The organism is Nocardia sp. NPDC055165 (assembly GCF_053606985.1).
In genome coordinates this window covers 178,902-197,557 of the sequence record NZ_JBSGSS010000004.1, presented here as the reverse complement: position 1 = coordinate 197,557, position 18,656 = coordinate 178,902, and the positions used below count along the sequence as shown (strand labels likewise).

The following is an 18,656-nucleotide window of genomic DNA, read 5'->3' as shown; positions in this document are numbered from 1 at the left end:
CCTCTTCGCGACCGATTTGGATCGGACGATGATCTTCTCCCGCAACGGCTTCGGTGGTGCCGAGGCCGTCGCGAAGGAGTGCGTCGAGTACTACGAGGGTGAACCGCTCTCCTACATGACCGTCAGCGCTATCGCGGCCCTGCGCGAGCTCGCGGCAGGCGCTCCGGTGATTCCGGCGACCACCCGCACCATCGAACAGTTCCAGCGCATCGCCCTCCCCGGTGCTCCGTGGCGGTACGCCATCACCAGCAACGGCGGCAACATCCTGGTCGACGGCATCCCCGACCCCGCGTGGCGCGTGGCCATCGACGACCAGGTCAACGCGTCGGGCGCTACCCTCGCCGACGTGGGCGCCGAATTACGCTCCCGCATCGACGATTCCTGGGTCACCAAGTATCGCGAGGCCGACGAGCTGTTCTGCTACCTGGTGGTCCGCCCCGACCTGGTCCCCGCGGGTTTCCTCGCCGAATGGGACACCTGGTGCCGCGCCAACGGCTGGTCGGCGTCCCAGCAGGGCCGCAAGATCTACACGATGCCCGACGCCGTCTGCAAGAGTCTCGCTGTCGCCGAAGTCCGTCGCAGGCTGACCGAATCCGGCGAATTATCCGACGGGGCAACGCTGTTCACCGCGGGCGACGGCGCACTGGACGCCGAGATGCTGAAGGCGGCCGATGCCGCGATCCGCCCCCGCCACGGCGAGCTGGAAGAACTGAACTTCACCGCCCCCAACCTCACGATCACCACGTCCTCGGGAATCCTGGCAGGCGAGGAGATCCTCGGGTGGTTCCACGCGGCGGCTGAGCGCGCCACGGTCCCCGCGTAGGCAACCGAAAACCCGGGCGCAGCAACGGCACCCGGGTTCGACGTGCTCAGTAGTGCTGCTGCTGACCGGCCAGCTGCTGGGCGATCACGCCCTGAATACGCTGGAGACCGCCCACCGTGACGCCGCTCTGGAGCTGCCCCTCGATGGTGCGCACCAGGGCGTTGTCGCTCATGATCTTCTCGGTCGACTGGATCAGCACCGTGCCTGCTCCGGTGAAGTCGAACTGCCGTTCCTCACCGGAGTTGGCGCCCATCCTGGCCGCACCCGCCGCGAGGAAACTGCCGATCCAGCCCTGGTCGTAGTGGTGACTGGGCGACGGGCAATCAGCCCAGCCCACCAGGGATTCGGGGTCGACGCGAAGGGGCGGTTCGGCGAACATCACCGGCCCGTTCGACGACGCGAGGAACTTGCCGGTGCCGATCAGCGTGAGGAATCCGGGCACGATCGACTGCTTGAGCGCCAGTCCGGGCTCGAAGGCCAGCAGGTTCGCGCCGCGGATGGTGAGGTTGCCTTCTTCGAGGTCATAGGAATTGATGTCGTAACCGCGGTCGCCGATGATCAGCTTGCCGTGACCCTGCGCCACCACGTAGTCGCCCGCGAACAGCGGCGCGGAGAACTGGCTGCTCACCATGTGCATCAGGCCGCCCTGCAGCCCGTGCGTGAGCATCTGGAACTCGATCTGCCCGTAGTAGGCGATCATCGCGCCCTTGCGCATGAACCAGGGTCCGGTCAGGTCGATGCAGTAGGCGTAGCTGTTGCCCGGAATGTTGTCGCTGGCACCGAGATTCATCGGCGAGAGGATTTCGCTCATCGGTTCACAACTTCTCTTCGGAGGCCTGCACGTACACCACACCCTGTCCGTGGCAATGCAATTGCATCGCCTCGCCCGCGCCGCGACCCACCGCGTCGCGCCAGCTCATCGCGGACTTCAGCTCGGTCTGCACGTTGCCGTACGCGGCGACGAACGCCTGCGGGTCGACAACGATCGGATTCGGTCCGCCCACTTGCAGTTCCAGGAAGCCGCCGTGCGCGAGCAGCACCGCCGAACCCTGTCCGCTGAGCTGGGTGGTGAACATGCCCTGCCCGGTCGCGACGCCCGCCGCGGCGCCGCGCAGCGCGCCCATCAGACCTCCGCCGCCACCACCGCTACCGCCCGAACTGGCGACCGACACCACCGAAGCCTGCAAACCGGCCGACTGCGCGAGCAGGCGTGAAGCCTCGGCCCGCAACACCGCGCCCGGTTGCATCTGCACCACGTGCACCTCGAGCCCGGCGAATCCGTAATGGACCTCACCGTTGCCCTGCGCCAGCATGGTCCGCTCGTGCTCACCGGCCATCATCTGCCCGGCCATCCGCATCAGACCGCCGCCGCCCATGCCCTGACCGGCGCCGGGAATCTGGTGCGGTGCGAACGCGACCTGACCCGTGTAGAACAGCATCGCGCCGGAACGGGCGACGACGCCACCCGCCTGACCGACGTTGACTTTGACTACCTTGCCGTTGACCTTCTCGAACATCGCCTGTCCCTACCGTTCCGCCGGCTGGATCAGCACGACACCCTGGCCGTCGAACCGCAGCGAGAACGCCTCGCCCGCATCCTGTCCGACCATCGACCGCCAGGAAACGTCGGTGATGAACGACTGGTTGAGATTGCCGCGCGAGGCGACGAACGCGTCGGGATCCACGATCAGCGGAAACTGCGGCGACACTTCGAGGTGGATCAGCGGCCCACCGGCCGACAGCAGCGCCACCTGGCCCTGCCCGCTGACCGTGGTGGTGAACAGCCCGCTGCCCGCCGACATCCCGCCGACCCCGGCGAACCGCACATCGGTACGCAGATTGCCCGCGAAGGCCAGCAGTTGCTGCGACTCGACCTGGAGCGTCTCGTTGTTCAGGTTCACCACGGTGACGTTCTGGCCGTTCACCGCCAAGAACACGCGCCCGTTGCCGGTGCACTCCATCAGTGACAGTTTCTCGCCGGTGGCGCGGCGCTTGAGGCCGTTGAGCACGCCCTCGCCGCCGCCGAACCCGGCCGATTTGAACTGGACATTGCCTTCGTAGGCCACCATCGAGCCGGAGATCGCGCGGATACTCGTCCCCGCGAGCTGCGCCTCGATCACCTTCTTCGACTGTTCGAACAATTGCGCCATGACAGGTGTGTGCCCGTCCCCTCTGCGAAGGCGGTTCTACCGCCCGTTCCGACTGCGACGTCACCCTAACCGATCAGGGGAAAGTACGCCCGGGCCACAGAGCACGGACGCGTGCGGCCGGTTTCTCGTAGAGTGGCAAGCACTGCCGTGGAACACCCACCAAACGACAAGCGAAGGGTCTAACTTGTCTGCAACACTCGCCAAGGGCCAGAACGGCCCGTTGGCCGTCAGTGACGTGGTGATCTCGCTCCAGGTCACCGCACCGGCCGACCTGTCCGCGCTGCTCGTGACCGAGCAGGGCAAGGTCCGCACCGACGCTGATTTCGTCTTCTACAACCAGCCGAGTGGGCCGGGTGTCGATCTGCGGCCCGGGCCGACGGGTCAGCCTGCCTCACTTGCTGTTTCGCTGTCCGCGGTGCCCGCCGACATCGATCAGATCCGCGCGGTGATCACCCTCGACGACGCGACCAGCAATTTCGGCCGCTTCGCGCCGCCCACCGCGCTGGTCTCCGATGCTTCGGGAAACCAGCTGTTCAGCTACCAGATCGACGGCCTGAACGCCGAGTCGATCGTGATCGCGCTCGAGCTGTACCGCCGACAGGGCAGCTGGAAGGTGCGCGCGGTCGGCCAGGGTTACGCCGGTGGTTTCGCCGCGCTGGTCACCGATCACGGTGTGCAGGTGGATGATTCACCCGCCCAGGCCGCCCCGCAGCAGGCCGCGCCCCCGCCGCCTCCGCCGCAGCAGGCCCCGCCCGCCTACCCGCCGCAGTCCGCGCCCAGCTACCCGCAGCAGGCCGCGCCCGCCTACGCGCCGCCCGGCGGTGGCTACCCGCCGCCGCCCGGCCCGGCCCAGCAGCCGCCCGGTGGCGGCTACCCGCCGCCGCCCGGACAGGGTTACCCGCCGCCCGCGCAGGGTGCGCCGCAGCAGCCCGCAGGTGAGATCAGTTTGAGCAAGGATCGCCCGGTCAGCTTGCAGAAGGGGCAGCGGGTCACGCTGCGCAAGGAGGGCGGCGCCGCGCTGACCTTCGTGAAGATGGGCCTCGGCTGGGACCCGGTGCGCACGCGCGGGATGTTCGGCAACCGCACCGTCGACATCGACCTCGACGCCTCGGTCTGCCTGTTCGCCGACCAGAACCTCGTCGACGTGGCCTACTACGGCCAGCTGTCGTCGAAGGACGGGTCGGTGCGCCACCAGGGTGACAACCTCACCGGTGAGGGCGACGGCGACGACGAGATGATCCTCGTCGACCTCACCCGGATCCCGGCGCACATCACCACGCTGCTGTTCATCGTCACCTCGTACAAGGGTCACTCCTTCGAACAGGTGCAGAACGCCTTCAGCCGCCTGATCGACGGCGCCACCAACGGCGAGCTGGCCCGCTACACCCTCGCGGGCGGAATGCCGTTCACCGCGATGGCGATGGCGAAGGTGTACCGCGTCGGCGGCGACTGGAAGATGCAGGCGCTCGGCGAGGGCTTCAATGCCAAGCACCCCGGTGAAGCGGTGCCGCAGCTGGGCCGATTCCTCGGCGGTAATTGAACCAAGACAGGGCAGACACCGTGATTCACCTGAAGGCAGGGCAGAACACTGCGCTGACCGCTGATTCCGTGCGCTTCACCGCGCAGACCACCGGCGCCGTCGAACTCGGGGCGCTGGTGGTCGGCGAGGATCTGCGGGTTCGCGACGTGCACGATCACGTGTGCGCGTCGCGGCCCTCGGCCTCCGGCGTGAGCTTCGCGGGGGCGGCGGTGGAGCTGACGCTGTCGCAGATCAGGTCCGACGCGCATGCTGTGCTGCTGTTCGTCACGGGCGGGCACGCGCTCGGTACGGTGACGGCGTCGCTGCACGAAAACGGTAGTGCCGCCGCGGAATTCGTCATCTCGCCGACCGCCGGTGAGAGTGCGCTGATCTGCCTCGAGGTGTATCGGCGCGGTGGTGGCTGGAAGTTGCGGGCGCTCGGTCAGGGGTACGCCGGCGGCTCGGCTCAGCTGCTCACCGCGCACGGGGTGAGCACACCCGAGCCCGCCCCCGCGCAGGCCTGGCAGGCGGCGCCGCTCGCGCCGCCGAGCGCTCCCACCGAGACGGTCGCGAGACCCGCACCCACATCGGGCATTCCACTCGAAGTCGAGCACGGTCTGCAACGCATGTGGATGATCTTCGAAGACGCCGCTCGCTCGGCCGCCGCCCTGGTCTCGGCTCGCGACTACGCGACCAAACGCCTGGATCAGGAACTCTCCGAAGCGGTGTCGAATCCGGCGACCCGCAACACCCCCGCCGCCGACGCGGCCCGCGCGCAAGCGCAACGTCGCCACGACGACCTGGTTGCCCTCGCCGACGCCGATCATCGCCGCGACAGTGACCAACTCGGCCTCGAGATCGCCGAAGCCGACGCCGCCATGCCCGCCGCGCTGGCCTCCTGGCTCGCTCCCGCGTGGACCACCCGCGCCGCCCGCAGCGACGGCATCCGGCTCGGCGAGCTGTACGCGCTCGACCGCGGTGGCCTGCGGGTGCCGTATTGCGTTCCGGTGCCGCTGAACCGGCCGCTGTGGGTCGACACCGAATCCACCGCCGCGGCCGCGCGCGTGATCGGCGCCCTGGTGGCCCGGCTCGTCGCCGCGATCCCCGACAAGCCGACCAAGGTCGACCTGATCGACCTCACCGGCGGCCTGCGCACCTTGGCCGCCCCGCTCGCCCCGCTGTTGGCGGGCCCGGTGATCGCCGATCACGGCGACATCTCCGCCCGCCTCGCCGAGCTCGCCCACGCGGCCGAGCTGGCCGACATCGCCTACAACAGCGGACAAGCCGTACCCCCGACCGAACACCGCATCCTCGTCGCCGCCGACTTCCCCCACGGCTACCAGGGCAGCGACGTGGTGCGCCTGGGCCAACTGATGGTCCGCGGCGACCTGATCGGCTTGTCCCTGGTCATCGTCGGCAGCGGCGGCGGCGAATTCGGCGACGGCCCGGTAGATCTCCTCGCCCAGTCGTGCAGGCACCTCCCCACGCTGCCCGGCACCCCCCTGTTCGACCCCTGGACCGGCAACGCCTGGGAGCTAGACCTCGACATGCTCCCCGCCGAACCCGAACTCCAGGCCCGCTACCTGCGGATGTAGACCCGCACCTCCGCCCGCTCGGATCAGTTCAGCACCGATATCGGTCGGGCGCTGATCGTGGCCTGTTTCGGGCGCAGGAATTCCGGGAGCCAGGGGAGTAGCGGGTCGAGGGCTCGGTCGAGGACCCCGCCCGCCGGGTCGTCGACGAAGTCGCGGCGGACCACGTCGTTCTGGGGGCGCAGGATCTCGTAGACGATCAGCGCGCACAGGCCGAGGACTGCCAGGTCGCGCAGGACGACGGTGCCGGTGAACCACTGTTCGGGCAGGCCCTTGTTGTCCTCGCCGAGGTAGTAGTACATGCGCGGCACCCAGACCAGTGCGTCGATCGTCATCCAGGCCAGCAGGATTCGTCGATGCGGCAGCGCGAGGACCGCCAGCGGCACCAGCCACAGCGAGTACTGCGGGCTCCACACCTTGTTCGTCAGCAGGAAGGCCGCGACGACGAGGAAGCACAGCTGGGTCAGGCGCGGCCGTCGTGGCGCGGTGAGTGCCAGGTAGGCGATGCCCGCGCAGGCGGCGACGAAGGCCAGCAGCGAGACCGTGTTCAGGACGGTCGGGGGTACACCGTGTCCGATCGGCCCGTCGAAGCCGGTCCAGCCGGTGAACGAGGTGATCACGTTGTAGATCGAATCGGGGTCGGCGTGGCGAGTGGTGTTGAGCCGGAAGAACTCTCGCCAACCCTGCGGGTACAGCGCCGCGATCGGCAGATTCACGGCCGCCCAGGTGCCCACCGCGGCGATGACCGTGAGGGTTGCCGCGCCCAGTGGCCGCAATGCGAAAAGATGTGTCCTCGCGGGCGTTTCACGCAACCAGGTGCGGGCGGAATCGAGACTGTCGACATCGCGCAACCGCAGCCCGGCCCGCGCGGCGGGCTGACGCTGCATCGGATCCACTCGCAGACACAGCACCACGATCGGCCCGAGTAGCAACAGCGGATACAACTTCGCCGCCCCGCCCAGTCCGAGCAGGATGCCCGCGAGCACCGGCTTACGCCGCGCCCACGCCAACAGCCCGGTAGCCGCGAAAGCCGTTGCCAGCGCATCGAAATTCGTGAACATGTGCACGATCACCAACGGCGACACCGCGATCAGCGCGGCATCCCACACCCGTCGCCCGGCTAATCGCGACGAGGCCCAGACGGTGATCAGCCAGCCGACCGAAAGGCCGAGTGCGACCACGTTGAAATACACCACCACCGACATCGCGCCGGGCAACGGCAGGTGATCCCAGACGTTGCCGATCTGCATCGCCGCGTACTGGTACAGGCCCGACAGCACCGGATACTCCATGTATCTGGTCTCGGTGCCGCCGTCGGGCGTCGATTCGGTCCAGGACTTCTTGTACGGGAACGCGCCCTCGTTGAGCCGTTCGGCACCGTAGAGCGGAACGGTGTCGGAGTAGCACATGGCCACGTACTGGCGGCCGTTGTTCCAGTCCAGCATCAGACCGCCGTCGCCATCGCTGGTCTGCTGGATGCAGCCGGCCTTCGCCGACCAGCCCAGCGCCAGGAAGATCACCGTGAAGGCGAACATCACCCGCAGCGGCGTCCAGAACCGCACCCGCCCGATCAGCGCGTGATCGCCGACCGGGCCGCCGACCACGGTGGACAGCTGCGCGGTCAGCGAGTCGTTGCGGCTCGGCCGGTCGCGGGCATCGATCGAGCGCAGGTCGGGCGCCAGCCGGGCGGGCGCCACGTACCCCGCCTCGCGGCCCGGCCGGGTACCACTCGACGCCGGCTGGTCCGCGAGTTGCTGATCGGTCACGACATCCGAGGCTACCGGTGGTTACCGGGATCGGGTCGGCGTGGTTCCCGCGCCGCTGCTCTCGTTGTCGTTGCCGTTGGCGCCATTACCCGGTCTGTTCGACCCGCCGTTGCCGTTTCCGGGGGTCGCGGGCGCGCCGTCCGGCCCCGCCGTCGGCTGGCCGGGCAGCGGGCCCGCACCGGTCTCGGGCGTGGACTGCGACTGCGGCACCGCGGGCTGCTGCTGCACCCCGGGCACCGGAATCCGGATGCCGGGCAGGATCTCGACCTGCGAGGGCACGATCACCGGCGGCACGATCGCGGGCGCGGTGGTCGACGGCGCGGTGTAGGGCGCCGACCATTCCGGCACACCGGCCTGGCCCTTGATCGGGGCGGGCTTGGGGAACGACTCGTTCGACGTGCCCGACAGCGCGCCGTCCATCGTCGCCTTCCAGATGTCGGAAGGCAGACCGGAACCGTAGATGCTGCCGCCGCCGTAGTTCTTGAGCGCGTCGCCCTGCTCGGTACCGACCCACACCGCGGTCGACAGCGACGGGGTGTAGCCGACCATCCAGGCGTCCCGGTTGTTGCCGGTGTCGCCGAGCTGGTGGGTACCGGTCTTGGCGGCGGATTCACGGCCGCCGGCCAGGTTGTGGTTGCGCGAGTAGGCCGCGATCGGCTTCATCGCCGCGGTGACGTTGTCGGCCACGGCCGCGCTGATCCGCTGCTCACCGGCGGGCTCGCCACGATCGAGCAGCACCTCACCCTTGGCGGTGACGACCTTCTGCACGAAATGCGGTGCGTGGTAGACGCCCGAGGCCGCGAAGGTGGCGTACGCCGAGGCCATGTCGAGCGGGCGCGACTGGTACTGGCCGAGCACGATGCCGTTGTTGGGGCCGACGCCGCCGGGCTCGGTCAGCGTGGCGCCGACGCCGGGCAGCTCCGTCGCGATACCGAGCTTGTGGCCCATATCGGCGATCTTCTGCGGACCGTTCTGCATGTCCAGCTGCATGCGGTAGAAGCTGGTGTTCAGCGAACGCTTGAGCGCCTCGGCGATGGTGCACATGCCACAGCCCTCACCCTCGACGTTGCCGATCTTGATGCCGTTGACGGTGATCGGCGAGCTGTCGTAGAGCTGCGAAAGCGGGACGCCCTGTTCGAGATTCGCGGCCAGACCGATCGCCTTGAACGAGGAGCCCGTCGGCAGACCGGCATTGGCGAAGTCGTAGCCCTGCCCGTCGTTGCCGCCGTAGTAGGCGCGCACCGCACCGGTGCGCGGGTCGACGGAGACCACCGCGGTGCGCAGGTTCTCCGGCTCACCGTCGAGCTTGCCCTGTGCGGCCTTGATCGCGGCGTCCTGCGCCTTCTGATCGATCGTGGTGGTGATCTGCAAGCCCTCGGTGTTCAGCTGCTGCTCGCTGATGCCCGCGGTCGAGAGCTCCTGGAGCACCTGGTTCTTCACCAGACCGTTCGGGCCCTCGTCGTTGTTCTTGTCGCCGAGCGAAGCCAGCGACACCACCTGTGGGTACTGCATCCCCTGACGTTCCGTCGCGGGCAGGTTGTTCTCCGCGACCATGCCGTCGAGCACGTAACTCCAGCGGGTCTTGGCGCCCTCGGGGTTCTTCTCCGGATCCAGCATCGAGGGCAGCTGGATGGTCGCGGCCAGCACAGCGCCCTCGGCCACGGTCAGCTCCTGCACCGGCTTGCCGAAGTAGGCCTTGGACGCGGCGTCGATGCCGTACGCGCCACGACCGAAGTAGATGGTGTTCAGGTAGGCGGCGAGGATGTCTTCCTTGCTCCACTGCCGCGCCATCTTGGCCGAGATCACCAGCTCGTGCATCTTGCGCGTCATCGACCGCTCGTCACCGACCAGCGCGTTCTTCACGTACTGCTGGGTGATCGTGGAACCACCACCGGCGCTTTCCTTGCCGAGGACGTTGTCGCGGGCGGCGCGGGCGAAGCCCGAGACCGAGAAGCCGGGGTTGGTGTAGAAGTCGCGGTCCTCGGCGGCGATCACGGCATTGCGCACATGCGGCGGGATCTGATCGATCGAGACCTCGGTGCGGTTGCCCTGCGGCGGGACCACCTTGCTGATCTCGGTGGAGCCGTCGCTGGCGAAGATCGTCGCCACCTGGTTGGTCTCGAGATCGCCCGGCTTGGGCACCGACACCGCCGTGTAGGCGACCAGGAACACCGCGCTCGGCACGACGATGGCCAGGGCCATCAGGACATAGAGTGTCCGGCGCACGATCCGCCACGGCGATTTCTTCACCGCACCATCACTACCGGAGCCGTCGTCGCCCCCGCCACCGTCGCGGCGGTTGCGCGGACCGGTCGGCGGCGGGGTGCCGCCCACGCCGGCGGCGCGACGTTCACCGGTGGTGGGACCACCCGGCGTGGTGGCGCGACGTTCACCGGTGGTGGGCCCACCGGGGCGCCGACCAGCGCCGGCCCGTGTGGCCGCGGCGGCACCGCCCGCGCGAGCCGTCCTGGCTACGTCGTCGTTCGCGCCGCGCACGGTCCGCCCCGGCTGATTCGCCCGCACGGTCGACTCGTCGGGGCTGCCGGGACGCGGCAACTTCTGTGTGGCGCCCGCCGCGGGCGGCGCGGCCCGACCCGGCTGCGGGGGCCTACCCTGCGGCGGCCTGCCCTGACCGGGCACACCCTGCGGAGGCGGTCCGCCCTGCGGACCACCGGGACGCTGGGGCGGCTGACCCGGCCGACGCGGCGGCATCCCACCGGGCGGCGGCCCCTGCTGACGATTCGGCGGCGGTCCCTGCGGACCGCGTCCACCAGGCACCGGGCCGCCACCCTGCGGGCGCCCGCCTTGCGCGGGAGCACCGGGCGCACCCTGCGGGCGCGGACCGGTGGGCGGCATCGGCCGACGCGGCGGGGGACCACCGGGCCGATCACCCGACTGCGGGGGGAGACCTGATTGCGCACCCCGAGCCGGACGGCCGCCGCGCGGATCATCGCCGTGGGGGGAGGACTCGTAGGGCGAACTCACTGACCAGATCTCCATAACTTGTAAGGTTCGGGCACACGACATCCGCGCCGGAGTACCGGCGCGGAGAGGGTGCACCCCGAACAGTGGCGCATCACGCGGTGGCCACCATCACTTGTTCGGGCCGCCCGTCACTGCGCAGCCGCGTCGCTCCACACGCCATCATTCGGCAGCAGAGCGCCGGGCTCGCGAACTCGTCCGTCGCCGGGCGGGGGCGGGCGCCGTGCCGAGCACGTACGACTGCACCAGGTGGTTCCAGCTGCACGAGCGACAGACCTCGACGACATGCACCGAGAATTCTTCGTTCGACTCGGCCATCCGAATCAGTTCCTCGGGCGTCCGCGCCGACCCGGCCGCTTGGCCGAGCCCATCGCCGAACACCCACGAAACCAACGTCAGCTGCTCTTTCCGGCAGATCGGGCAGGTCGCCTCACTACCCCGGCCGTGAAACTTCGCGGCCCGGAGCAGATACGGGTTCGCGTCGCACACCTCGGCGACGCCGACCCGCCCCGCGTAGACATCGGCCAGCAGCGACCGGCGCCGGAGCGCATAGTCCACCACCTGCCGCTGAATTCGCACGATCACCAGAGTAGCGGGGTTCGGATACGCGTGCCCACGGCATCGTTTGATCCGATCTCCCGGACTAAACTCCCGATACCGGGGTTCATCCGGGTGTTTTCGCAGGTGAGGTGACCCACGGCCATGGCTGAATCCGGGCAGCGACGGGCAGCCGTCGATTCGGTGCTGCGCGCACGTGACATCGATCGCGCACAGGCGTCGACCGTGCTTGACGCGGCCTACGCCGAGGGGCAACTCGGCGCGCAGGAGTACCACGACCGCGTCGCGTCGGCGAGCACCGCCCGCACCGTCGGTGACCTCGCCCGCCTCACCGCCGACCTGCAATCACCTGCGGTTTTCAGCGAGAATCCACCCTCCCGGCGCCCGCGTCGCCGGGCTCGCGCCGAGTACCCGGCCCACACGAGAGCCCGATCGAGCGACCGCACCGCGACGATCGAAGCGCTCGACACCGCCCGCGCCGACGGCCAACTCGACGCCGACGAACACGCCGCACTGGCCGAATTGGCCACAGAAGCACGAACATTGGGTGATTTGTCCACTTTGGTGGCAGAACTCCACCAGCGCCCGGACGCGCCGACCAAGCCCCGCGTCCGACGCGACCGCAGGCGACTCGTCGTCATCGCCCTCGCGTCGGTCGCCGCTGTCGCCGCCTTCGTCGTCACGGTGCGAGACCGGGCCGAGCCCCCGCCGGTAACCCACTACAACTCCGCCGCCCCGCTGGTCCTGGCAACCCCGTCCCCGACCACCATCGCCGGATTCCTGCACATCCGCGACGGCCTCGACGCGAAGTTCGGCAACGCCGTCGTCGACGCGATCACCTGCCACCCCGAGTACGCCAGGCTCACGCGCGAGGCCACCGGCCAGGGGTCTTTCTCGGCCGACTACACCTATTACGGCGGCTTCCAGCGCTCTACCGGCGCGATGCCCGTCCGCGCACGCGCCACTGTCTCGATCGACCTGGCCACCGTGAACACCGACGCCCTGGCCGCGACACTGGCCGATGCGGCCACCACCCTGTCCGTCCCGGACGGCAAGGTCCAGCATTTCTCGATCGCCGCCGACACCACCACGAAGCGGCCGGTCATCACCATCCACGTGGGCAACGAACACTCCCAATCCGGCTTCCTGACGACGACCCTGTCGGGTGAGTTGATCCGCGCCCACCCCTACGAAGAGAAGTAGTCGCGCCGATGTCGAAGAAACCCGACCAGCTGCGCGCCCGCGACGCCGACCGCGCCGACGTGTGCGCTGTGATCGACGCGGCCTCGGCCGACGGCCAGCTCACCGCCGACGAACACGCCGCCCGCTCCGCACAGGCGATGCGTGCCGAAACCTTCGCCTCTCTCGATCGGCTGATCGATGACCTCCAGCTCACCGACGAGTTCGCCGCCGCTACGCCGACGCGCGGCGCCGACCGCACCCCACGACGCTGGTGGATTCCGGTGCTCGCGATCCTGACCGCAGGTGTCGTCGGCGCGGTCGCCGGTCTGATCGGCCGTGCCGCTGCCGACGAAGCGCTGCCCGACCTCACCACGGCCGACGGCCTCGCCTATTTCCTCGCCGAATATCGCGCGGAGTTCGGTGCCACCACCCTCGACGAGGCCACGGTCTATCCCGGGTACGTCTCGTTCGAGCGGGTAGGGGCGTCGGGCAAGCAGGACAGCTACGTCTACCGGGGCGATTTCGATTCCAGCGGTACCCCGGCCGCCCGCCCGGCAGGCACCCCCGCGTTCGACCTCGCGGCGATCGACCTGGCCCGCTTCGCCCCGCTCGTCGCGGGCGCGCCGCAGACGACCGAGGTGCCCCGCGGTCGCGTCGCCTACCTCGGCATCGGGTTCGCGCCGGGCGCGGAGGCGGATGCCGAGCCCCTGATCACCGTCTATGTCAGGAACGACGACGACGAGTCCGGCCGTCTCGAACTCGCCTTCGATGGCGAGCCGCGCGCGATCCGTCCGCTGACCCCCTGATTCCTGTCTCCGCGCTGACCTGCGTCGATGACGCATGCGTCACATTCGACTGTGCGTAGATGTATCGCTCCGATATAGTTGGAAGTCGCATCCACGGTTAGGTCTGTTCGGCCTTTCAGGTCGACATAGTCAGGGAGTGAGGTCGGCAGTGCTCGAATTGGCGATTCTCGGCCTGCTCCTCGACGCGCCCATGCACGGTTACGAGCTGCGCAAGCGGTTGACGGGCCTGCTCGGAGCGTTCCGGGCCTTCTCCTACGGTTCGCTCTACCCGACGCTGCGCAGAATGCAGGCCGACGGGTTGATCGCCGAGGAGCTTCCGGACGGCGCGCTCGCGCGCCGTGCGCGCCGCGTCTACCGGCTCACGCCGGTCGGCCGGGAACGGTTCTCCGAACTCCTTGCCGACACCGGTCCGCAGAACTACACCGATGACGGCTTCGGCGTTCACCTTGCCTTCTTCAGCCGCACTCCCGCCGAGGCGAGAATGCGGATTCTGGAGGGCAGACGTCGTCAGGTCGAGGAGCGCCGAGAGGGTCTGCGGGAAGCGATCAAGAAGGCCAGCGGGTCACTGGATCGCTACACCAAGCAGCTCCACCAGCTCGGATTGGAATCAAGCGAGCGCGAAGTGCGCTGGCTCAACGAGTTGATTGCGGCGGAGCAATCGACGAAGGCGGCACCACAGAAAGAGGGAAAGAGCGGCCATGAGTGATGTCAACAAGGTTGGATCCGGCGAAGTTCGCGTCGCGATCGTCGGTGTGGGCAACTGCGCATCGTCGCTGGTGCAGGGCGTGCAGTACTACAAGGATGCCGACGAGAACCAGGTCGTTCCCGGCCTCATGCACGTCAAGTTCGGTAGCTACCACGTCCGTGACGTGAAGTTCGTGGCCGCGTTCGATGTCGACGCCAAGAAGGTCGGCTTCGACCTGGCCGAGGCCATCTTCGCCAGCGAGAACAACACCATCAAGATCTCCGACGTGCCGCCGACCGACGTGACGGTCCTGCGTGGCCCGACCCTCGACGGCATCGGCAAGTACTACGCGCAGACCATCGAGCAGTCCGAGGCGCCCGCGGTCGACGTGGTCAAGGCGCTCAAAGACGCCGAGGTCGACGTGCTGGTCTCGTACCTGCCCGTCGGTTCCGAAGAGGCCGACAAGTTCTACGCGCAGTGCGCGATCGACGCGAACGTCGCCTTCGTCAACGCGCTGCCGGTCTTCATCGCCTCCGACCCGGTCTGGGCGCAGAAGTTCGTCGACGCCGGTGTCCCGATCGTCGGCGACGACATCAAGTCGCAGGTCGGCGCGACCATCACCCACCGCGTGATGGCCAAGCTGTTCGAAGACCGCGGCGTGGTGCTCGATCGCACCTACCAGCTCAATGTCGGCGGCAACATGGACTTCAAGAACATGCTCGAGCGTGAGCGTCTGGAGTCGAAGAAGGTCTCCAAGACCCAGGCCGTCACCTCGAACCTCACCGGGGCGCTCGCGGGCAAGGTCCACGACCGCAACGTCCACATCGGTCCCTCGGACTACGTGGAGTGGCTCGACGACCGCAAGTGGGCCTACGTGCGCCTCGAGGGTCGTGCGTTCGGCGATGCTCCGCTGAACCTGGAGTACAAGCTCGAGGTGTGGGACTCGCCGAACTCGGCGGGCATCATCATCGACGCTGTCCGCGCGGCGAAGATCGCCAAGGACCGCGGCATCGGCGGACCCGTCATCCCGGCCTCGGCCTACCTGATGAAGTCCCCGCCGGTGCAGATCGCCGACGATGTGGCGCGCACACAGCTCGAGGCGTTCATCATCGGTGCCGATTAGTCACTGAACGAAAAGAGCCGGTGCGCACGAACTCTCGTGCACACCGGCTCTTGTCGTCTTCAGTCCAGGGAGACGTACACCTCGACCGAGGTCGGACCGGTGTAGCGCTCCAGCTCGGCCGTGTGCGAGCGGGTGATGGTGCCGGCGTTCTCGGCCTTGATCACCTGCGCCCACGCGGTGCGCAGCAGATCGTAGGGCTTGTCCGCGACCACGAACTTGGCGTAGCGACCCGCGGGAATGCGGGTGAGCACGTCGCCTTCGTCGATGTCGTCCAAGCCGCCGACCTCGTAGCCGAGCACGGCCACCGCATGATCGTTCTGACCGATATAGGCGGCCGCGCGAGGCACCGACTTCTCCCGCGACAGGTACCGATCCCAGGTGAAGTTCACCAGGTCGAGATCGCGCGCGGTCACTTCACGCCCGGCCAACGGCACGGTGAGACCCGCGATCAAACCGTCGGCGAGGGTGACGATTTCGAAATCCACGGCCATCAGCTGTCCTTCTCCTCGGTCAGCGACACGAAGATCTCGACCGTGCGTTCGTCGGGATACTGCTCGCAATCGCCGGTATAGGCACGCACGAATTCACCTGCGGCCTCCGCGTCCCACACCTGGCGCCAGAGCCCGACGATGGTGTCGCCGAGGTTGTCTCCGCTGGCCACGAATCGCGCGTAGCGTCCGGCCGGAATCCGGCCGAGCACGTCGCCTACCTCCAGGTCGGCGAGAGTCTTGCACTCGTAGCCGACGATGTGGGTGAGGTAGGAATTGATCTCCGGCGCGAAATCGACATACCCCGTCGCGACCGGTCCCGGTAACGTTCTCGCCCGCAGGTTCGCCCACGCCTCGACCACTTTGGCGCGGCGCGGCCCCTCGACGGCGAGCGCCGGACTGCGAAGCACCGTGCCCGCGATCAGCGTCTCGGGACGGTCAACGACATTGAAATCCACCTGCGTAGCCCCTATGTCTAGTGTCGTCGCATGTCGGTACCGACCGCACATCCTCCCGTATCGGTCCGACAGGTTCCGCGCCGGGATCATTCGACCCCTGGTCGGGCGGTTCGCGCTCTGGGCAACGATGTTGCCATGTCCTCAGGGTAGTCGGGTCCGGCTGCGCCAACTCGTGATCTATCGCGGCCCTTCGCCGCCGAGTCCGGGGAACAGCTCACCGGGGACGACGGGCGTCGGTGCGGGCGGGATGATGATCAGCGGCGGCGGCGCGGGGCGCGGTGAGTTCGTCGGCGGACCGAAGATGTCGAAGCCGCCGCCCGGTGTCGGCGCCGGTCCGGTGCCCGGCGATGGCACCAGCGGCGGGCTCGGCACCGGCTGCACTTCGAACTGTTCGACCGGCGTTCCGGCCAGCGCGGCGTCCATCGACTGCTTCCAGATGTCGGCGGGCAGCCCTGAACCCCAGACAGCCCCACCGCGACCGGTGCGCAGCGGCTGGGGGTGCTCGGTGCCCACCCACACCGCGGTGGACAGCGAGGGCGTGTACCCCACCATCCACGCGTCCTTGTTGTCCTTGGTCTCGCCGAGCTGGGTGGTTCCGGTCTTGCTCGCCGACTGCCTGCCGTCGGCGAGGCCGTGGCCGTTGGAGTAGTTGGCGATCGGCAGCATCGCGGCGGTGGTGGCATCGGCGATCGCCGGGGTGATCCGCTGTTCAGGCTCCGAATGTCGCTTGCCTGTCGCGGTTTCCCAGGTGCGGTCGAGCAGCACCCGCCCGTCCCCGGTGCTCACCTTCTGCACGAAGTACGGCTGGTGATAGACCCCCGAGGCAGCCAACGTCGCGTACGCCGACGCCATGTCGATGGGTCGCACCAGGTACTGGCCGAGCACGATCCCGTTGAGCGGGTAACCGTCCGGCTCCGACAGGCTCATGCCCTCGACGCCGGGAATGTACTCGGGGATGCCGGCCAGGTGCGCGGCCTCGGCGATCGAGCGCGGGCCGTCGGCCATCGTCATGGTGAGCCGGTAGAAGCTGGTGTTCAGCGAGCGTTTGAGCGCCTCGGCGAGCGAGCAGCGTCCGCACGAGTCACCCTCGACGTTGGTGATCTCGGTACCGCGGTCGGTGATGGGCGAGCTGTCCATCGCCCGCGTCACCGGGATGCCTTGCCGCTGGGCGGCGACGAGCGCGAAAACCTTGAACGCGGAACCGGTTTGGAGCGGCGCCTGCGCGAAATCGAACCCGGTCCCGTCCTCGCCGCCGTAGTAGGCCCGCACGGCCCCGCTGCGCGGATCGATCGACACCACGGCCGAGCGCAGCTCCGGTGGTTGCCACGACAGCCGCTCACGCACCGAATCGACCGCGCCTGCCTGGGCCGCGGCGTCGATGGTGGTGGTGATCTGCAGTGCGCCCGTGTTGATGTCGGCGTCGTCGAGGCCCGCGGCCCGCAGTTCGCGCAGCACCTGGGTGCGGATATGGCCTTCCGGTCCGAGCGCGGCCGACTCCGCGGGCACGTCGTCGAGCGGGATGATCGGCGGGAACACCGTCGCGTCCCGGTCGCCGGGCGCGAGCGCTTTCATCTCGACCATCCCGTCGAGCACGTACTGCCAGCGTGCCCGCAGCTGATCGAGATGGTTCTCCGGGTCCAGCACCGAGGGCGAGCGGATCACCGCCGCCAAGACGGCCCCCTCCGCGAGCGTCAGGTCCGGCACCGGCTTGTCGAAATAGGCCTTCGCCGCGGACGCGATCCCGTACGCCCCGCGCCCGAAGTAGATGGTGTTGAGGTAGGCGGACAGGATCTCGTCCTTGCTCCACTGCCGCGCCATCTTGGCCGCGATGATCAACTCCCGCATCTTGCGGGTGACGGTGCGCTCGGAGCTCAGGAAGGCGTTCTTCACGTACTGCTGGGTGATCGTCGAGCCGCCGCCCGCGTTGTCCTGACCCGTCACATTGTCGCGAGCGGCGCGCAGGAAGCCGCTCGTCGAGTAACCGGCGTTCGTATAGAAGGTGCGGTCTTCGGCCGCCAGCACGGCGTCCCGCACCGGGAACGGCACATCGGTGAGCGGGATGGGAATCCGATTGCCCTGTGGCGGAATGAATTTGGTCAGCACGGTGGTGCCGTCGGCGGCGAGGACGGTCGCGGGCTGTTCGACCGCGACCTCCGCCGGTTCGGGGATCTCCGAACTCCAGTACACCGCGACGAACAGCAGCGCGGGCACACACACGAAGATCACGAAGAGCGCGAGCAGCAACCGCCGGATGCGCTGACCCCTGGTGCGTGGCTTGCGTTCCGGGGGCGGGTCGCCGGACCCGTCGGTGGCGGCCAGTCGGGCGGCCTGTGCCCGTCGCGCCGCGCCCTTGGCCGGCTTCTGCTCTTTCGCCAGCGGATCGCGGAACCCGGCAATCGAGGTATACGGAACGTCCCCATCGGAACGCCCGCGCCCGCGCTGGGAGGCCACACCATCTCCTTTCGGAGCGAGCAGAAGAACTCACCTGCACCGACGTCGATATCGGTGCAGGCGACTCTACCCG

The 18,656-nt window shown here is 68.6% G+C and carries 16 protein-coding genes; 7 read left to right on the top strand and 9 right to left on the bottom strand.

Annotation, left to right across the window (positions count from 1 at the left end; genetic code table 11):
• Positions 1 to 28: 28 nt before the first annotated feature.
• A complete protein-coding gene (locus ACWFRF_RS10320; protein WP_452449899.1) occupies positions 29 to 823 on the top strand; it encodes an HAD family hydrolase in 795 nt (264 codons plus the stop codon).
• Between the two features lie 46 nt (positions 824 to 869).
• Here the strand turns inward: ACWFRF_RS10320 and ACWFRF_RS10315 are convergent, their stop codons facing one another.
• From ACWFRF_RS10315 to ACWFRF_RS10305, 3 genes are read right to left on the bottom strand one after another with little or no spacing between them, the layout of a single operon-like run.
• The gene (locus tag ACWFRF_RS10315; RefSeq protein WP_062990545.1) at positions 870 to 1,634 is read right to left on the bottom strand and encodes an AIM24 family protein; all 765 of its coding nucleotides are present in this window, start codon (positions 1,632 to 1,634) and stop codon (positions 870 to 872) included.
• A 4-nt stretch (positions 1,635 to 1,638) separates the two neighbouring features.
• A complete protein-coding gene (locus ACWFRF_RS10310) occupies positions 1,639 to 2,340 on the bottom strand; it encodes an AIM24 family protein (protein ID WP_378989266.1) in 702 nt (233 codons plus the stop codon).
• Between the two features lie 9 nt (positions 2,341 to 2,349).
• A complete protein-coding gene (locus tag ACWFRF_RS10305) occupies positions 2,350 to 2,973 on the bottom strand; it encodes an AIM24 family protein (protein WP_378989265.1) in 624 nt (207 codons plus the stop codon).
• Positions 2,974 to 3,157: 184 nt separating this feature from the next.
• Here ACWFRF_RS10305 and ACWFRF_RS10300 point away from each other — a divergent pair, with 184 nt between their 5' ends.
• Positions 3,158 to 4,513, top strand: a complete 1,356-nt coding sequence (locus tag ACWFRF_RS10300; protein WP_378989264.1) for a TerD family protein — start codon at positions 3,158 to 3,160, stop codon at positions 4,511 to 4,513.
• A gap of 20 nt (positions 4,514 to 4,533) precedes the next feature.
• A complete protein-coding gene (locus tag ACWFRF_RS10295) occupies positions 4,534 to 6,087 on the top strand; it encodes a TerD family protein (protein WP_452449646.1) in 1,554 nt (517 codons plus the stop codon).
• 23 nt (positions 6,088 to 6,110) lie between these two features.
• Here ACWFRF_RS10295 and ACWFRF_RS10290 read toward each other — a convergent pair whose 3' ends face one another.
• The 3 genes from ACWFRF_RS10290 to ACWFRF_RS10280 form a co-directional block, all read right to left on the bottom strand.
• Positions 6,111 to 7,850 carry a glycosyltransferase family 87 protein gene (locus ACWFRF_RS10290; protein WP_452449645.1) on the bottom strand — a complete coding sequence of 580 codons (1,740 nt, stop codon included), beginning with the start codon at positions 7,848 to 7,850 and terminating at the stop codon, positions 6,111 to 6,113.
• A 21-nt stretch (positions 7,851 to 7,871) separates the two neighbouring features.
• Entirely contained in the window at positions 7,872 to 10,052 is a 2,181-nt protein-coding gene (locus ACWFRF_RS10285; protein WP_449967011.1) for a transglycosylase domain-containing protein, read from the bottom strand.
• 942 nt (positions 10,053 to 10,994) lie between these two features.
• Positions 10,995 to 11,411 carry a DUF5318 domain-containing protein gene (locus tag ACWFRF_RS10280; RefSeq protein ID WP_170112103.1) on the bottom strand — a complete coding sequence of 139 codons (417 nt, stop codon included), beginning with the start codon at positions 11,409 to 11,411 and terminating at the stop codon, positions 10,995 to 10,997.
• A gap of 123 nt (positions 11,412 to 11,534) precedes the next feature.
• On the opposite strand from ACWFRF_RS10280, the gene ACWFRF_RS10275 reads away from it, so the two are divergent.
• The 4 genes from ACWFRF_RS10275 (at position 11,535) to ACWFRF_RS10260 (ending at position 15,186) form a co-directional block, all read left to right on the top strand.
• Positions 11,535 to 12,593 carry a DUF1707 SHOCT-like domain-containing protein gene (locus ACWFRF_RS10275; RefSeq protein WP_452449643.1) on the top strand — a complete coding sequence of 353 codons (1,059 nt, stop codon included), beginning with the start codon at positions 11,535 to 11,537 and terminating at the stop codon, positions 12,591 to 12,593.
• Positions 12,594 to 12,601: 8 nt separating this feature from the next.
• Positions 12,602 to 13,378 carry a DUF1707 SHOCT-like domain-containing protein gene (locus ACWFRF_RS10270; RefSeq protein ID WP_379312126.1) on the top strand — a complete coding sequence of 259 codons (777 nt, stop codon included), beginning with the start codon at positions 12,602 to 12,604 and terminating at the stop codon, positions 13,376 to 13,378.
• Positions 13,379 to 13,526: 148 nt separating this feature from the next.
• A complete protein-coding gene (locus tag ACWFRF_RS10265; protein WP_056823890.1) occupies positions 13,527 to 14,084 on the top strand; it encodes a PadR family transcriptional regulator in 558 nt (185 codons plus the stop codon).
• The gene (locus tag ACWFRF_RS10260) at positions 14,077 to 15,186 is read left to right on the top strand and encodes an inositol-3-phosphate synthase (protein ID WP_378989260.1); all 1,110 of its coding nucleotides are present in this window, start codon (positions 14,077 to 14,079) and stop codon (positions 15,184 to 15,186) included. The genes ACWFRF_RS10265 and ACWFRF_RS10260 overlap by 8 nt, the downstream gene beginning before the upstream one ends.
• Positions 15,187 to 15,245: 59 nt before the next feature.
• On the opposite strand, the gene ACWFRF_RS10255 is transcribed toward ACWFRF_RS10260, so the two are convergent.
• The 3 genes from ACWFRF_RS10255 to ACWFRF_RS10245 all read right to left on the bottom strand — a co-directional run bounded on the left by ACWFRF_RS10255 (position 15,246) and on the right by ACWFRF_RS10245 (position 18,583).
• Entirely contained in the window at positions 15,246 to 15,677 is a 432-nt protein-coding gene (locus ACWFRF_RS10255) for a GyrI-like domain-containing protein (RefSeq protein WP_452449641.1), read from the bottom strand.
• Complete coding sequence (locus ACWFRF_RS10250) at positions 15,677 to 16,132, bottom strand: GyrI-like domain-containing protein (RefSeq protein WP_358066940.1); 456 nt, start codon at positions 16,130 to 16,132, stop codon at positions 15,677 to 15,679. The genes ACWFRF_RS10255 and ACWFRF_RS10250 overlap by 1 nt, the downstream gene beginning before the upstream one ends.
• A 177-nt stretch (positions 16,133 to 16,309) precedes the next feature.
• Positions 16,310 to 18,583, bottom strand: coding sequence for a transglycosylase domain-containing protein (locus tag ACWFRF_RS10245; protein WP_452449639.1), 2,274 nt, complete (start codon positions 18,581 to 18,583; stop codon positions 16,310 to 16,312).
• Positions 18,584 to 18,656: the final 73 nt, after the last annotated feature.

Excerpts from the sequence above, each read along its gene's own strand:
- ACWFRF_RS10255 (WP_452449641.1), bottom strand. The coding sequence starts at position 15,677 with ATGGCCGTGGATTTCGAAATCGTCACCCTCGCCGACGGTTTGATCGCG.
- ACWFRF_RS10260 (WP_378989260.1), top strand. The coding sequence starts at position 14,077 with ATGAGTGATGTCAACAAGGTTGGATCCGGCGAAGTTCGCGTCGCGATC.
- ACWFRF_RS10275 (WP_452449643.1), top strand. The coding sequence starts at position 11,535 with ATGGCTGAATCCGGGCAGCGACGGGCAGCCGTCGATTCGGTGCTGCGC.
- ACWFRF_RS10320 (WP_452449899.1), top strand. The coding sequence starts at position 29 with ATGATCTTCTCCCGCAACGGCTTCGGTGGTGCCGAGGCCGTCGCGAAG.
- ACWFRF_RS10270 (WP_379312126.1), top strand. The coding sequence starts at position 12,602 with ATGTCGAAGAAACCCGACCAGCTGCGCGCCCGCGACGCCGACCGCGCC.
- ACWFRF_RS10315 (WP_062990545.1), bottom strand. The coding sequence starts at position 1,634 with ATGAGCGAAATCCTCTCGCCGATGAATCTCGGTGCCAGCGACAACATT.
- ACWFRF_RS10285 (WP_449967011.1), bottom strand. The coding sequence starts at position 10,052 with ATGGCCCTGGCCATCGTCGTGCCGAGCGCGGTGTTCCTGGTCGCCTAC.
- ACWFRF_RS10305 (WP_378989265.1), bottom strand. The coding sequence starts at position 2,973 with ATGGCGCAATTGTTCGAACAGTCGAAGAAGGTGATCGAGGCGCAGCTC.
- ACWFRF_RS10310 (WP_378989266.1), bottom strand. The coding sequence starts at position 2,340 with ATGTTCGAGAAGGTCAACGGCAAGGTAGTCAAAGTCAACGTCGGTCAG.